Source organism: Pontimicrobium sp. MEBiC01747 (assembly GCF_053601635.1).
In genome coordinates this window covers 1-14,329 of sequence record NZ_JBSHNS010000152.1, presented here as the reverse complement: position 1 = coordinate 14,329, position 14,329 = coordinate 1, and the positions used below count along the sequence as shown (strand labels likewise).

At 31.1% G+C, this 14,329-nt stretch carries 9 protein-coding genes and 1 pseudogene; 8 read left to right on the top strand and 2 right to left on the bottom strand.

The window, feature by feature from the left end:
* The 3 genes from ACVC2P_RS04325 to ACVC2P_RS04315 all read left to right on the top strand — a co-directional run.
* A partial coding sequence (locus ACVC2P_RS04325; RefSeq protein WP_452597258.1) for a T9SS type A sorting domain-containing protein occupies positions 1–715 on the top strand: 715 nt, incomplete at its 5' end.
* 135 nt (positions 716–850) lie between these two features.
* Positions 851–2,116: a hypothetical protein gene (locus tag ACVC2P_RS04320; RefSeq protein WP_452597257.1), complete on the top strand. Its 1,266-nt coding sequence runs from the start codon at positions 851–853 to the stop codon at positions 2,114–2,116.
* A gap of 351 nt (positions 2,117–2,467) precedes the next feature.
* Positions 2,468–2,920: a hypothetical protein gene (locus ACVC2P_RS04315; protein ID WP_452597256.1), complete on the top strand. Its 453-nt coding sequence runs from the start codon at positions 2,468–2,470 to the stop codon at positions 2,918–2,920.
* A 61-nt stretch (positions 2,921–2,981) separates the two neighbouring features.
* Here ACVC2P_RS04315 and ACVC2P_RS04310 read toward each other — a convergent pair whose 3' ends face one another.
* Positions 2,982–6,788 (bottom strand): LamG-like jellyroll fold domain-containing protein, encoded by a 3,807-nt coding sequence (locus tag ACVC2P_RS04310; protein ID WP_452597255.1) that lies wholly within the window; start codon positions 6,786–6,788, stop codon positions 2,982–2,984.
* Positions 6,789–7,112: 324 nt separating this feature from the next.
* Between ACVC2P_RS04310 and ACVC2P_RS04305 the strand changes: the two genes are divergently transcribed.
* The 5 genes from ACVC2P_RS04305 to ACVC2P_RS04285 all read left to right on the top strand — a co-directional run bounded on the left by ACVC2P_RS04305 (position 7,113) and on the right by ACVC2P_RS04285 (position 13,216).
* Entirely contained in the window at positions 7,113–8,789 is a 1,677-nt protein-coding gene (locus tag ACVC2P_RS04305; RefSeq protein ID WP_452597254.1) for a M1 family metallopeptidase, read from the top strand.
* A gap of 5 nt (positions 8,790–8,794) precedes the next feature.
* Positions 8,795–9,367 (top strand): YdeI/OmpD-associated family protein, encoded by a 573-nt coding sequence (locus ACVC2P_RS04300; protein WP_452597253.1) that lies wholly within the window; start codon positions 8,795–8,797, stop codon positions 9,365–9,367.
* Positions 9,368–9,450: 83 nt separating this feature from the next.
* Positions 9,451–11,472 carry a response regulator gene (locus ACVC2P_RS04295; RefSeq protein ID WP_452597252.1) on the top strand — a complete coding sequence of 674 codons (2,022 nt, stop codon included), beginning with the start codon at positions 9,451–9,453 and terminating at the stop codon, positions 11,470–11,472.
* A 22-nt stretch (positions 11,473–11,494) separates the two neighbouring features.
* Positions 11,495–12,709 (top strand): bifunctional alpha/beta hydrolase/OsmC family protein, encoded by a 1,215-nt coding sequence (locus ACVC2P_RS04290; protein WP_452597251.1) that lies wholly within the window; start codon positions 11,495–11,497, stop codon positions 12,707–12,709.
* A 210-nt stretch (positions 12,710–12,919) separates the two neighbouring features.
* Positions 12,920–13,216: a GIY-YIG nuclease family protein gene (locus tag ACVC2P_RS04285; protein WP_452597250.1), complete on the top strand. Its 297-nt coding sequence runs from the start codon at positions 12,920–12,922 to the stop codon at positions 13,214–13,216.
* A 492-nt stretch (positions 13,217–13,708) separates the two neighbouring features.
* On the opposite strand, the pseudogene ACVC2P_RS04280 reads toward ACVC2P_RS04285, so the two are convergent.
* Positions 13,709–14,329: pseudogene (locus ACVC2P_RS04280) on the bottom strand (magnesium chelatase); the annotation flags it as partial.

The window sequence follows — 14,329 nt, the reverse complement described above, 5'->3', positions numbered from 1 at the left end:
AGGTAATACTTTCGATTCTGGTACAATTACACCATTTAGTAAAACACCTGGCGGATGGACACGAGGGGATATTGGAAGTGGTGTTGTACTACCCGGAAATGATAACTGGATATTATTTTCTGGACCAAGTAATAATAATGTAGGCTCTATATTATCTACAGATGGTGGTAATACTTGGACAGATGTAACTGGGGTTTTTCCTTCTGGAGATGATGCACAAACTGGAGGTATGATAGTAATACCTAGTGGTGAGTTTGTTTTTGCAGGAACAGACATTGGTCCATATGTGTTTGATGTAGCTCAAGAAACATGGTACTCTCTAGCAGAAGGTATAGGCTTTTTTAATGCAATGGATGTAGACTATATAAATTCTACAAATAGTATTCGCTTTGCAACATGGGGAGCAGGTATTTTAGATTTTAATATTGAAAACACTTTAAGCGTTGAAGAAGAAAGCTTAATTACAAGTCAAATAAAAATGTATCCAAACCCTACAAGCGATTATGTAATGATTGCATTAAATTCTACTGAATCTTCAGAAATGTTTGTTAACATTATTAATATTCAAGGCCAGAAAGTAATTTCTAAAAAACACCTTTTTAATAAGAATACTCCTCTTAGATTAAACACATCAAAGTTGTCAGCTGGTTTATATCTTGTAAAAATGACTAATACAAAACAGCAAACAAAAACTTTAAAACTTATAATAAAGTAATTGTTACCTGCTTAACATAATAAAATAATAAAAGCTACTTATAAATCAAGTAGCTTTTTATTTATAATTAGGTATAGTTTTTGTTACTATCGCAAAGAAACACCCTCATAATCAATCAAAAAACAATAAATCAGTATGAAAATTTTAAAATTACTTATAACGTTGTGTATATGCACAAGTTTATATGCACAAAATAGCTCTAAAACAGAGTATTATAGACATTTAAGATACAATCATGTCTCACCGTATGTAGAATTAGCAGGAATTTACCCTATAGATCAAGCAACTGCACAATTGACCTCTCACTATATCTTTAAGTATGATGACTCTAACAGAGTTATTGAAATATTAAACAAGCATTACCATACAGAAAAACAGCATCCTTTAGCATCATTAGGGGTTTATAAAGTAGTAATTACCTACTCAAAAAATAAAGAGATCAGAACATTTTATGATAAAAATGGAAAACACATCACTAATAATAGAGCAGTCTTTAAAGAAGTATATAGCTATAACAAAAATGGGTTAAAATCTAAGCTCCAATTTTATAATCTAGACAATGAACCTATGTTGTCTAATTGGGGAATTTATGAATACCAATGGAAAAAACACAAGAAGTTAATTATTGAAAAACGTTTTAATTTAAAACAAGAAACGGTTGCACTTTCGCCGTATTTTCAATTTGGTACCACAGGTATATTATTAACAAAAAAAGGGTTCCCAAAAGCTCACTATAATTTAGATGAAAATTTAAATATTATTAATAACGATAAAGGAACAGCCTCGTATCAAGATGTATATGATGAGTTAGGGAATCATACCACCTATAGTTATCATGATGCAGAAAACAACCTTGTTTTAAACCAATGGGGGTTTGCTTATGGAGAGAAAAAATATGATGCTATTGGAAACCAAATTGGGTTAGAACAATTTGATACTACTAATAAAAAAATACGTGAAAGACCAATATACTCAAATACAAAAGCAGAGTTAGCATCTATAGCTACACAAAAAGATTCTATAGCTATTAAGAAAAAAGCTTTAGGTTATTTAATTGCTTTACAGGACTTAAAACCCGAATTAATGAATAGTGTCATTAACGATAGTTTAAATAAAGTTACCATTGGCTACGACAGGCAATTAAAAAAAGAATATGCTAGAGCAACTATAAAAGATCAAATGATTGATTTTGCTACATCATGGAACAAATCAAATACTAAATTCCCATTTACCCCTAATAATAAAATAGAAATATTAGATATTTATAATCGCATAGCTAATGTAAAGTTGGTTTCTGATAATTGGGTAGAATACCTACACTTAATAAAATTAGATGGTGAATGGACAGTTATCAATATTATCTGGCAACATAAAGACATAAACCGTTACCCCAAAGAGTAAGAGACACAAAAAGTCGTTTCATATTACTAAAAAACAATTATTTGGTAAACCAGAAACTTAGAACCCGATACCATATTACATTAGTAACGATAAAAATAGTAGAGGCAATAGTTAGAATATAGTAGTACGGTTTAACTACATGTCTATTAAAAAAAGGAATAGTTTTACAAGACATCAAGTAATATTAAAGCACAATTGCAGCAAAACAACTGAAGTTTATACTTCTGCCGTTATAAAAAAGTTTAAAAACTTAAAAGATTTATTAGATTAGTTTCTCATATAAGAAATATATAGTTGTTATATATTTCTTTAGGTGTGTGCAAGTGTTAAAAACAAAAAAGCGATTACAATATGCCTCTTAAACATTTAATACTGAAAGCTAAATTGAATCCGAAAAAACTCTTTTTAATTGATGGATTTGGAGCAATTTTATCTGCCTTTTTATTAGGAGTAATACTTGTTAAATTTGAAATTATATTTGGAATTCCTATTTCGGTGTTATATATCCTTGCTATAATACCGATATTCTTCGCTGCCTATGATTTCTATTGTTATCGAAAAAGAAATCAAAACACAGGATTGTTATTAAAAGGAATCGCAATACTGAATTTAATGTACTGTTTTACATCATTAGGATTGATATTTTATCACTTTAATACAATTAAGGTTTTAGGTTGGACATATATTTTAGTAGAAATTGTAATAGTATTCTCTCTTGCAATAATTGAATTTAGAGTAGGAGAAAAAATAATGAAAGACAGTACACAACAAGAACTGGAGCAAAAAACAAATAAAAATTATTAATGCATTACTAGTACTCTCCTACTTAAAAATTTCTGCAGGTTTTTTTAATATTAAGTAATAGCTATTCAATCAAAACTTTCTTGGATAACTTTCCTTTTCCCGTTTTTAACTCTAAAACATAATTACCAGTTGCTATAGCTTTTGTTTTAAGTTCTATATAATGTTCTATTTTAATATTATTAAACGTTATTACAGACTGCCCTAGCGTGTTATATAATGTTACACATTCTATATCCTCTAATTTAGGGTTTTCAATAACTATAGACGCATTAGTATTAGCAAAATAAAATTCAATATTACTACTATCTACTTCATCTACACTTAAAATATTGTCGGTTGAGAAGCGTAACTCAAAACGGTATAAGTACTCCCCTGCTTCTAAATGTATAGAAAAGGGATTGGTTTTAATATCATGATAGAGTTCTGTTAAAGTATCATAAACATAAACTTCAAAGTTATTAGGGACATTGATAAGCTCGTCTATTTTAAAAGTATTTACACCACTGGAACTTGTATGTATGCCTAAAGGTAGTATTGTAGTATAAGCTTCAATAGTATCAATACCTTGTATTACATACCTTTTATCGTTCATTATCCAATACATATCATCTATTTGTACTTCCGTTTGCTCACCATCGTAACCATAATCAACCCCTAAACTAGCATTAGGATCTACTGTTACTAGCAACTGTCTGTTTATTGCATTTACAGATTGAAATCCTAAACGAATTTTTAATCTTTCGTCTATAGCTTCAGTAATATTAGAGGTATTTGCTCCATTCTTTATAAATACAGAATTAGCGCCTTCTTTTTCAAATACACGTTGTCCGTTATTAAAAATTATATCTCCAGTAATTTCTCCACTAACAAAAAACCCTTGAGAAACAGGAATATAACGTCCTGGCAACTTTGTTGGCACACCTCCATTACCTAGTGTACTTGTTCCAAGAGTAGCAGTAGGCACTGCTCCAGATAAATTATACGTAGCATACCCACCTTGGTAGTTTGTAGTAATATGAGAACCGCCTCCCCAATGTTCCCAAAAATATAATGTTCCAGAAGTTGCTCCGGCACTTTCTATAATTGGTGCATTATCCAAAATAAACTGGTGTGCATCTATTGCAGATGCATAAGGATTACCAACTAAGTATACATTTCCTGCAGTAATAGGTAAAGTAATGGTACCGTTATTAGGCTTCCCCTGAAATGTATAGTTTTGTTCTAATGTAACATTTCCATTAGTATTATTAACCCCTTTCATAGAAAACCCTTCGCCTGCTAATAATGTTCCTGTGCTTTTTATATGTTGCCAATTATAATAATTTGTAGCATCATTACTATATTTCCAAATCCAATAATCTGCTATACTAATTGGGGTTCCTAATGCTCCATCGTAACCAGTAGTAAGAAAATTAATAGCTGTTGGATTTGCTGGATTGGTTCCATCTTTTAATACCTCTGGCACAGTATAACTATTATTATTAGTTGTTGTATTATTTGCTCCTACTGGAGATGCCCAATAATTATAAGTATATAAATCTTGGGTTCCCTGTTGGTCTCGTTCTAAAATCCCAGTACTGTTTACATCTAGGTCACTATTTACAGTTTGAATAAATTGCGATTCGCCTTGTAAATCTATTTTACCATCTAACTTAACATAATTAGTATTCTTTAGTAATTGATCATTTTGTACTTCTATTTCTGCTCCAGAGTTTACTAATAAGCCTAGTAAAGTACGACTATTTACAGTTGTTAGTTTTGCATTATTAACAACTTGAACTATAGCCCAATCTTTATTTGTTGCATTTGCAATATCCCAAACTGTTCCGTTTTCCCACACACTAACATCAGACCAATTTCCTGATGTAGATGCTACATAAGGCATTGGCGCATTTTGTTCTTCTACAGTAGTTATATTGTTAAGTATTCCATCTCGACCAAAGGAAGATTGATCTATTACTCTACCCAATTCTATTGGATCCATTTTATAATACAACTTTAAACTTGATGAAGGCACGCCTATTATATCTTTAGGAATAACTAAACCACGTATTCCAGAACCATTAACTTCTATTTCTTGATAAACTTGTTCTTGTAATTGCGCATTAGACAGTGCCATATCATACACTCTAGTGTCGTCTATAAATGCATTAATATATTCTGTTCCTAAAATAGATCTACCTATTTCATAATCGCCTGAAGCAGCTATTAAACTTCCTGAGGCAGCTACATTTGCCTCCTCTTCCCCATTAATAAATAGTTTTAATTTTGTTCCATTATATATTATAGCAACATGAGTCCAAATATCTTTAGCAATAACCGTAGATGTTGTTGCTGTAAAAGTTCCGTTTACAGTAACCACCGATCCGCTAAACCTTCTATTGGCATCTAACCATAGCTTCACATTATTCTGCTCCATAATAGTAGAAACACTATTAAATGAAGGGTTTAATCTTAACCATGCCATTTGACTTGTTGAATTGGTCCCTCCTATAAAAGAGGATAAATTTATATAATCATCAACCCCATCAAAATCTATTGTTTCTGGGGTTTCACAACAGCCTCCTGTTCCTGTATAAGCATTTATTCTTAGGGCCGCATCTCCTTTTAGTGGTTCTTCAAAAATAGCCTCATTAGAGAAATGTTGCTTTACAGTTCGTAATAAAGACAACCAATCGTATCTGTAACTTATAGTAGTAGACGTTGAAGAAGGTGCTTGACCTTTTAAAATATTAAACGCAGCTTGTAATGTAGTCATTATCTCTTGTCTTACAACTAAATCACTCATTTCAAAATGCTTTAGTAACCCTCCTTTTCCTTGTGCATTTACAGTTCCTCCTTCTCCTAAGAAAAAACGCTCTATTGTTGGCCAATCAATTTGATAATCCCAAAGCGGAATAGATAAATCTGTATTAGCATCTTCAGCTCTTTGTACAATAGCCTCAGCAACTTCTGTAATATGTATTCTGTAGGAACTATTTCCTTCTGGTAAGAGGTCTCTTGCATTTGGATCGTCTCTAGTTGTCGCAAAATTATATTTGTTCATTGTAACAGCAACGGGGTCTGTTGCAAACATTCCTAAGTTATAGGCTACAGCTAATGCCCCAAGCCCGTAGTAAGGATCCGCAGGTGCTTCTATTATTTTAGACCAACATAAATCTTCTGCATAACTATAAAAATTATAAATACTAAAAAAGTTAATAAGGCTTAACATATAAGCATTTACAACAGGAGATTCATCTAACATCGTTGGGTCTATCCCTATATAATCATCCATTAAATTTAATGGATCAATACCAGACGTAGTGCCATCCAGAGCAGCTTCTAACTGAGTTTGATATTCAGGAAAAAAGCTTGGATAGGATATCGCTCTATCTAAACCTGTATATAACTCTACTTCAAATGGTCCATAAGCACCTTCCAAATTTGTATTGAATGGCGAGCCAGCAAAAGGAGTTCCTGAAAAGGTTTCTTTAGCTCCAAACCCCATCATAAACTGCATATCTACATTCATATATTCTTGCCCCATTGCCATGGTCATCCAATACATATAATTACTAGCATTACTTACAATTTCTGTATTTGTTAAATTAACAGTAATTGGTAAATTGTTATAAGGAAACATTATTTGCGTTTCTCCAAGCCAAGTATCTAAAAATCCACCTGAATGCAAACCTCCTCTTGTTCCTAAACCATCTTCGTATCTATGATTTACATCATAAAACTCTGGTGTAAGAATTAAATTAGAAAGTTCTGTTAGTGTAATTGAAGTTTCGTCTTCTGGTTTTTCAGAAATGTTACAATTAGATTGTGAGTAGGTAAATGATATAAAGAATATACCAATGATACAAAACGAAAGTTTAATCATTATTTTGAGGGAATTAAGGGGTTTAATTAAGTGACTAAAATAGTAAAAAAACAATTAGTTTTATAACCAGATTAGAATTCTTCGATAAACTGATCTCTATTTTATTTTACTAAAATTCAAAAGTTTAACAAGCTTAATTAGAAAAATAAGGGAATACAAGAGTTTATAAATACAATAAATAAGTTCAAAAAAACATGTTAAAAAATATTACTCTTCTATAAAATTAAATATTAGTAACTTATCTTCGGGGCAGTTATTTTATTTATATAGATAATAATACCTTTAAAAAAGACAACATAAGTTATAGAATAAAGCTTTAAAAACATGCAAGTACTTCAAAAAATGAAACCTATAAACAAAAAAGAAATTATATTATATCATCTATTATTTTTGGTCTCTTTTTCTTTATTTTCACAAGGGTTGCTTTCCGATAAAAATAATTTTACAAAGCAAGATACACTACGTGGATCTATAACTCCAGAACGAGAATGGTGGGACTTAGGATATTATCATTTAGATATTTCTGTAGACCCAGATAATAAATTTATTAAAGGAAAAAATACTATTAAATATACCGTATTAGAATCGAAATCAATTATGCAAATCGATTTACAAGAGCCTTTAAAGACTACTAAAGCACTTCAAAATAATAAAGAATTAAATGTTCGTAAAGAAGGAAATGCCCATTTTATTACACTTATAGACAATCAAATTAAAGGCAATATTAATAGTATAGATGTATATTATGAAGGGCACCCAAAAGAAGCGGTTCGTGCACCGTGGGATGGAGGAATCTCATGGAAAAAAGACAAAAATGGTAATCATTTTATTGCATCGTCTTGTCAAGGCTTAGGCGCTAGTGTATGGTGGCCAAATAAAGACCATATGTATGATGAGGTTGACAGTATGGATATTAGTGTAAACGTACCTAGCAAACTAATGAATATATCCAACGGTAGACTTAAAAAAATTGAACCGAAAACGAATAACACAACAACATACCATTGGACTGTAAAAAACCCAATAAACAATTACGGTGTAAATATAAACATTGGAGACTACGTAAATTTTTCTGAAGTATACAAAGGAGAAAAAGGAGATTTAGATTTAAATTATTATGTACTTAAATATAATCTAGAAAAAGCTAAAAAACACTTTACAGATGCTCCAAAAATGATGAAAGCCTTTGAACATTGGTTTGGCCCTTATCCTTTTTATGAAGATAGCTTTAAATTAGTAGAAGTACCATATTTAGGAATGGAGCACCAAAGCTCTGTAACATACGGAAACAAATACCTTAAAGGTTACTTAGGTAGTGATTTATCTGGAACAGGATGGGGCTTAAAATTCGACTTTATAATTATACATGAAGCTGGACACGAGTGGTTTGCTAATAACATTACTAATATAGATATTGCAGATATGTGGATTCATGAAAGCTTTACAGCTTATTCCGAAAACCTGTTTTTAGATTATTATTATGGTAAAAAAGCTTCAGCAGAATATGTTATTGGAACACGCAGAAGCATCCAAAACGATCGCCCAATAATTGGTACATACAATGTTAACTCTGAAGGTTCTGGAGACATGTACTATAAAGGTGCTAATATGCTACACACCATAAGACAACTCGTAAATAATGATAAAAAATGGAGAACTATACTAAGAGGGCTCAATAAAGAATTTTATCATAAAACTGTAACTACAGAACAAATAGAAAACTATATGTCAAATAAATCTGGAATAAAATTGAAACCTATTTTCGACCAGTACCTTAGAGATATTAGAATTCCAGTTTTAGAATACAGCATAAAAAAAAGAAAGTTAGAGTATAAATGGACCAATGTTGTAGATAAATTTAAAATGCCTATACAAATTACTATAGATGGAAAACAACGTTGGATAAAACCAACAAAAAAATATAAAACATTAAAATTACCTTCTAAAGATTCAAAAATTGAAGTAGATAAAGACTTTTATGTAAAAGTAAAAAAAGGATAAAAGTTATGGAAGTACCCGAACTTTATTTTAAAACCAATGTAGAATGGAGAGAATGGCTGCATAATAATCATGCTATATCTAATGGAGTATATCTTATTTTTTATAAAGTTGAAAACCCAGAACCCTCCATGCGTTGGGAAGACGCCGTAAAAGTTGCACTTTGTTACGGTTGGATAGACTCTACTGTTAAAAGTTTAGGCAACGGAAAACGCAGACAATATTTTTGTAAAAGAAACCCTAAAAGTGTTTGGAGTGCATTAAACAAACGCTATATAAAAGAGTTGACAAAAGCTAAACTAATGCAAAAAAGCGGTTTAGCAATAATAGAAATTGGCAAAACAAATGGTTCATGGACTGCCTTAGATGAGGTTGAGAAAGGAGTTATTCCACCAGAATTACAACATGCTTTCGATAAAAATCCAGTAGCATACACTAATTATAAAAACTTCGCTCCATCGTATCGTAAACATTATTTATACTGGTTAAATCAAGCAAAAAGAGAGGAAACCAGACAAAAAAGAATAGTAGAAATCATAGAATTTTGTGAAGCAAACATTAAATCCAGAAGCACTAGATAATTGATTTTCATACACATATAAATAAATAATTCTCATTTTTTTAGCAAAAAAGAAGTAAATTAGATATCTAATTTACTAAAAACATGAAAAAAACGTTACGTTTATTATTTCTCATTCTTGTTTTTCTTCCCTTATTTACATGCCAAAAAGAATCCTGCTTAACAAAAAACCAAAAAGAATACTTATCGCAAAACCCCAATTTGGTTATAGCGCTTTTTATTTACTACCCGCCCTATCAATTTGTAAATGATGATGGCCATGTAGATGGCATTCTTGTTGATTACTTGCGAACACTTGAAGAAAAAATTGAATACAAATTTAAAAAGAAGGTCTTTACTAATTGGCAAACTCTAATGAGTGAAGCAGAACAAGGGAATATTGATTTAATACTAGAAATTCAAAATACACCAGAGCGTCAAAATTATTTAACGTTTACAAAACCTATATTTTTTAATGATCATGTTATAGTCTCAAAAAAAGGGAGTGGTTTTAAAAATTTAAACGATTTAAAAGGAAAAAAAATAGCTGTAGGAGACGAACACTCTATAGAAGAATACTTAAGAAATAAATACCCAGAGCTAGTTTTAGTTCCTTTGGTTGATGAAAAAGCAAGTTTAAAAGCGCTATCTTCTGGAAATGTTGATGGATTTATTGGACTTAAATCTGTAGTGAATTATACTATTAAAAAAGAAAATCTAACAAATATTGAAATTAACTCCTCTATAAATTTCAAGTACAAATTAAGTATGGGCATCAATAAAAAGAGACCCACACTAGCAAAAATTATAAAGAAAGGAAGTAATGCTATAAGCATAAACGAAAAAAATGAAATATTAGATAAATGGCTTTTTAATATTGTAAAACCAATACACAAAAAACCTATTTTCTGGAAGATATTATTAAGCGCTTTACTCTCTATTTTATTAGCTCTTTTTCTTTTTAATCGATACTTAAAAAGTATAGTAAAGAAAAAAACAAGAGAATTAAGAGTCGCTAAGTTAAAAGCAGAAAAAAGAAGCAACTTAAAAACCTTGTTTTTACAAAATATTTCTCACGAAGTAAGAACACCGTTAAACAGTATAATTGGTTTTAGTAATCTTTTAAAAGAAGGTAAAGTTACTAAAACCGATTATATAGAGACTATAACCCAAGAGAGTAATAAACTTACTAACATATTAAATAATATAATTGAAATATCTGAATTAACAACAGATAAAAAAAAACCAATACTTCATGCCTTTTCACTACATAAAGCATTAAATATTATATCTGAAATATATGACTCTAAAGCAAAGCACAAAGGCTTAAATTTTCAATTTAATAACAACCTTGCTGTAGATGAAGACTATATTATATCTAACAAGTCTAGAGTTGTTAAAGCCATAAGTAACGTATTAGACAATGCCGTAAAATTTACTAACACTGGGCATATTACATTTACAGTTAGCGTTAAAAACAATACCATACATATCATTATCACAGATACTGGCATTGGAATAAAACCAGAATTATCTAAAATTGTTTTTCGTGAATTTTATCAAGAAGAAAAAGAGTTGTCTAAAAAATATGATGGATTAGGAATAGGACTTTCTATAGCTAATGAAAATATAAAATCTCTTGGAGGCAATATTAGTTTAGTTTCTACAGAAAAAAAAGGAGCTACATTTATAATTACATTACCATTTAAACCAACTATAATACCAGAAAGAGAAATAATAAAACCAATTAATAGTACTTTAAAAATTCTCATTGCTGAAGATATGAGACTAAATTATTTAGTTCTTGAAAAAACATTAGACCAAATTATCCCAGATAATAAAGAAATTATCTGGACTAAAAATGGAAAAGAAGCCGTAGAAAAAGTAAAAAAATCAAGGTTCGACATCGTTTTAATGGATATAAAAATGCCTATTTTAGATGGATACGAAGCAACAAAACAAATCAAGCAAATAAAACCTACCCTTCCAGTAATTGCACAAACCGCTTACGCTCATGAAGAAGATTATAATAAAGCTATTACTATTGGGTTTGATGGCTATTTAACAAAGCCCATAAGTTTAAAAGCCTTAAAAAGAGCACTTCAAGACTTTTTTGTAATTCCTTAATTTGTTTACGACCAATATAAACATGAACATAAAAAAAGTAACATTTTTAAATAGTGAAGGCTTACAACTTACTGGCAGATTAGAACTACCTGTAAACCAACACCCACACAATTTTGTAATATTTGCACATTGTTTTACATGCAACAAAAACTTATCGGCAGTAAAAAATATTAGTCGAGCACTAACCGCTAATGGTTTTGGTGTATTGCGATTTGATTTTACTGGACTAGGAGAAAGCGACGGCCATTTTGAAGACACTAATTTCTCGGGTAATGTTGATGATTTACTACAAGCTTCAAATTTCTTAAAAGAAAATTATAAAGCACCTTCCCTACTTATTGGGCACTCTTTAGGAGGTGCCGCTGTTATTTTTGCAGGTTCTAAAATAGAATCCGTTAAGGCCATTGCTACTATTGGAGCGCCATCGAACCCAAAACATGTTCAACATTTATTACACAATAGTATTGAAGATATTAAAGCTACAGGTAAAGCTTCTGTAAATATTGGAGGTCGTAATTTTACCATTAAAAAACAGTTTCTAGACGATATTGAAGCACAATCACTTCCCGAAGTTGCTAAAAACTTACGCAAAGCTTTATTAGTAATGCATTCCCCACAAGACACTACAGTAGGTATTAAAAATGCAGAGGAAATATATATCGCTGCACATCATCCAAAAAGTTTTGTATCTATAGATGGAGCCGATCATTTATTAATGAATGCTAATGATTCTGTCTATGTAGGTAATGTAATAGCCAATTGGGCACAACGCTATGTAAATAAGCCAAAAACAGAATCATTAAAAACTCAACATCAAGTTATAGCTAGTTTAAATACCGAAGATGGGTTTACCACACAAATAAAAGTTGGTAACCATTACTTAACTGCTGACGAGCCTACAAGTTATGGTGGTAACGATTTTGGTCCTTCTCCATACGAGTTGGTTTCTGCCGGTTTATCTGCTTGTACAGCAATGACTATACAAATGTATGTAAAGCATAAAGGTTGGGATTTACAAAATGTAGAAGTCCACACGAGTTATGGAAAACATCACGCCGTAGATTGCGAAGATTGCGATAATACCTCAGCTAGAATAGACACTTTTAATCGTGAAATACAATTAACTGGTAATTTAGACGACAAACAAATAACACGTATTCTTCAAATAGCAGATAAATGTCCAGTACATAAAACATTACATAACGAGATACAGGTACTTACTAAATTAGTTAAGTAAGCAATATTTCTTAAACTATATTTATAAGGATTTAACTTTTAACGTCACTTCGAGTGATTTCGAGGTACGAGAAATTGTATCGAGAAGCTTTACAACTCGAATAATTCTAGATACAAAATTCCTAAAAAGAAATTTCACTCGAACTGACGTTATAAAACAAATAATGTTAAGTAGATTACATTTATCATTTTAAATCTCGTATTTTAGAACATGAAATTATCTTATGTATATATTTTAAAATGTTCTGACAATTCATACTACACAGGAATTACATCAAACTTAGAACAAAGAATAATTGAACATAAAACTGGTAAACATAAAGACAGCTATACTTACAAAAGAAGGCCTTTAGATATTGTATTCTACTCAGAATTTACAGATATTAACTTTGCTATTGAAACAGAGAAACAAATAAAAAAATGGTCTAGAGCTAAAAAAGAAGCTTTGATTAATAATGAATATAATAAGCTTCCTAATTTATCTAAAAAGATATTTGATAAATCTTAATTAAAATTTACTCCAAACGTCAGTTCGAGTGATTTTGAGGTACGAGAAATCGTATCGAGAAGCTTTACAACTCAAATGGTTCTCGATACAAAATCCCCAAAAGGGAATTTCACTCGAACTGACGCTATGATTCCAATTTTACTCCAAACGTCACTTCGAGTGATTTCGAGGTACGAGAAATTGTATCGAGAAGCTTTACAACTCAAATCGTTCTCGATACAAAATCCCTAAGAGGGAATTTCACTCGAACTGACGCTGTAATTTCAATTTTACTCCAAACGTCACTTCGAGTGATTTTGAGGCACGAGAAATTGTATCGAGAAGCTTTACAACTCGAATCGTTCTAGATACAAAATCCCTAAAAAGGGAATTTCACTCGAACTGACGTTATCGTTTAATGACAAAGTCGTTACTCGTTAATCTTAGAACTCGCAATGCCTTTTCTTACTCTTGTTTTAGATTCCTGTTTTCACAGGAATTATATGCTATAGTTTATAAACCACTTATAAAGCTTCCGTAAGGATCTTTAAACTGTGTCCCTTCAGTATAACGGTATTTACTTAGTAGTTTAAATTGTACTAAGCCCCATAATACAAACTCTTTAACAAAGTAGCTTTCTTCTTTTAATAGTTTGGGTTGGTACGCTCCTAATAAATCGTCTAGCGGTGTTATGGCATCTAAAAGTGCTTTGTATTCTTTGTCTCTTAAATCGTCTAACAACTCGAAACCTTCACTATTATTAAAAAACCAAGACACGATATCGTCATAAGGACTTTCATCACCTTGCTTTTGCAGTTTTTCAATTTTAGGAAAGAATTCTGGAAACAGACTTTGTACTGCCTCCCCTATTAAATTGTGTGCTACTTTGGCTGCACCTTCTTGTTCGCCTTCGTAAACCAATTCTACTTTTCCTGTTATAGAAGGTATAATCCCTACAAAATCGCTAAGTCGTACCATCGTTTTATTGTCTCCTGCTTTTAAGGCACGGCGCTCGGCGGTACTTAATAGGTTTTGGTAAGCTGTTATACTTAATCGTGCACTCACTCCACTTTTAGCGTCTATGTACTCGCTTTCTCTCGCTTCAAATACAATTTGTTCTAATAGATCTTTAGC

Coding starts and splice junctions, on each gene's coding strand:
- ACVC2P_RS04310 (WP_452597255.1), bottom strand. CDS start 6,788: ATGATTAAACTTTCGTTTTGTATCATTGGTATATTCTTTATATCATTT.
- ACVC2P_RS04290 (WP_452597251.1), top strand. CDS start 11,495: ATGAACATAAAAAAAGTAACATTTTTAAATAGTGAAGGCTTACAACTT.
- ACVC2P_RS04295 (WP_452597252.1), top strand. CDS start 9,451: ATGAAAAAAACGTTACGTTTATTATTTCTCATTCTTGTTTTTCTTCCC.
- ACVC2P_RS04320 (WP_452597257.1), top strand. CDS start 851: ATGAAAATTTTAAAATTACTTATAACGTTGTGTATATGCACAAGTTTA.
- ACVC2P_RS04305 (WP_452597254.1), top strand. CDS start 7,113: ATGCAAGTACTTCAAAAAATGAAACCTATAAACAAAAAAGAAATTATA.
- ACVC2P_RS04285 (WP_452597250.1), top strand. CDS start 12,920: ATGAAATTATCTTATGTATATATTTTAAAATGTTCTGACAATTCATAC.
- ACVC2P_RS04300 (WP_452597253.1), top strand. CDS start 8,795: ATGGAAGTACCCGAACTTTATTTTAAAACCAATGTAGAATGGAGAGAA.
- ACVC2P_RS04315 (WP_452597256.1), top strand. CDS start 2,468: ATGCCTCTTAAACATTTAATACTGAAAGCTAAATTGAATCCGAAAAAA.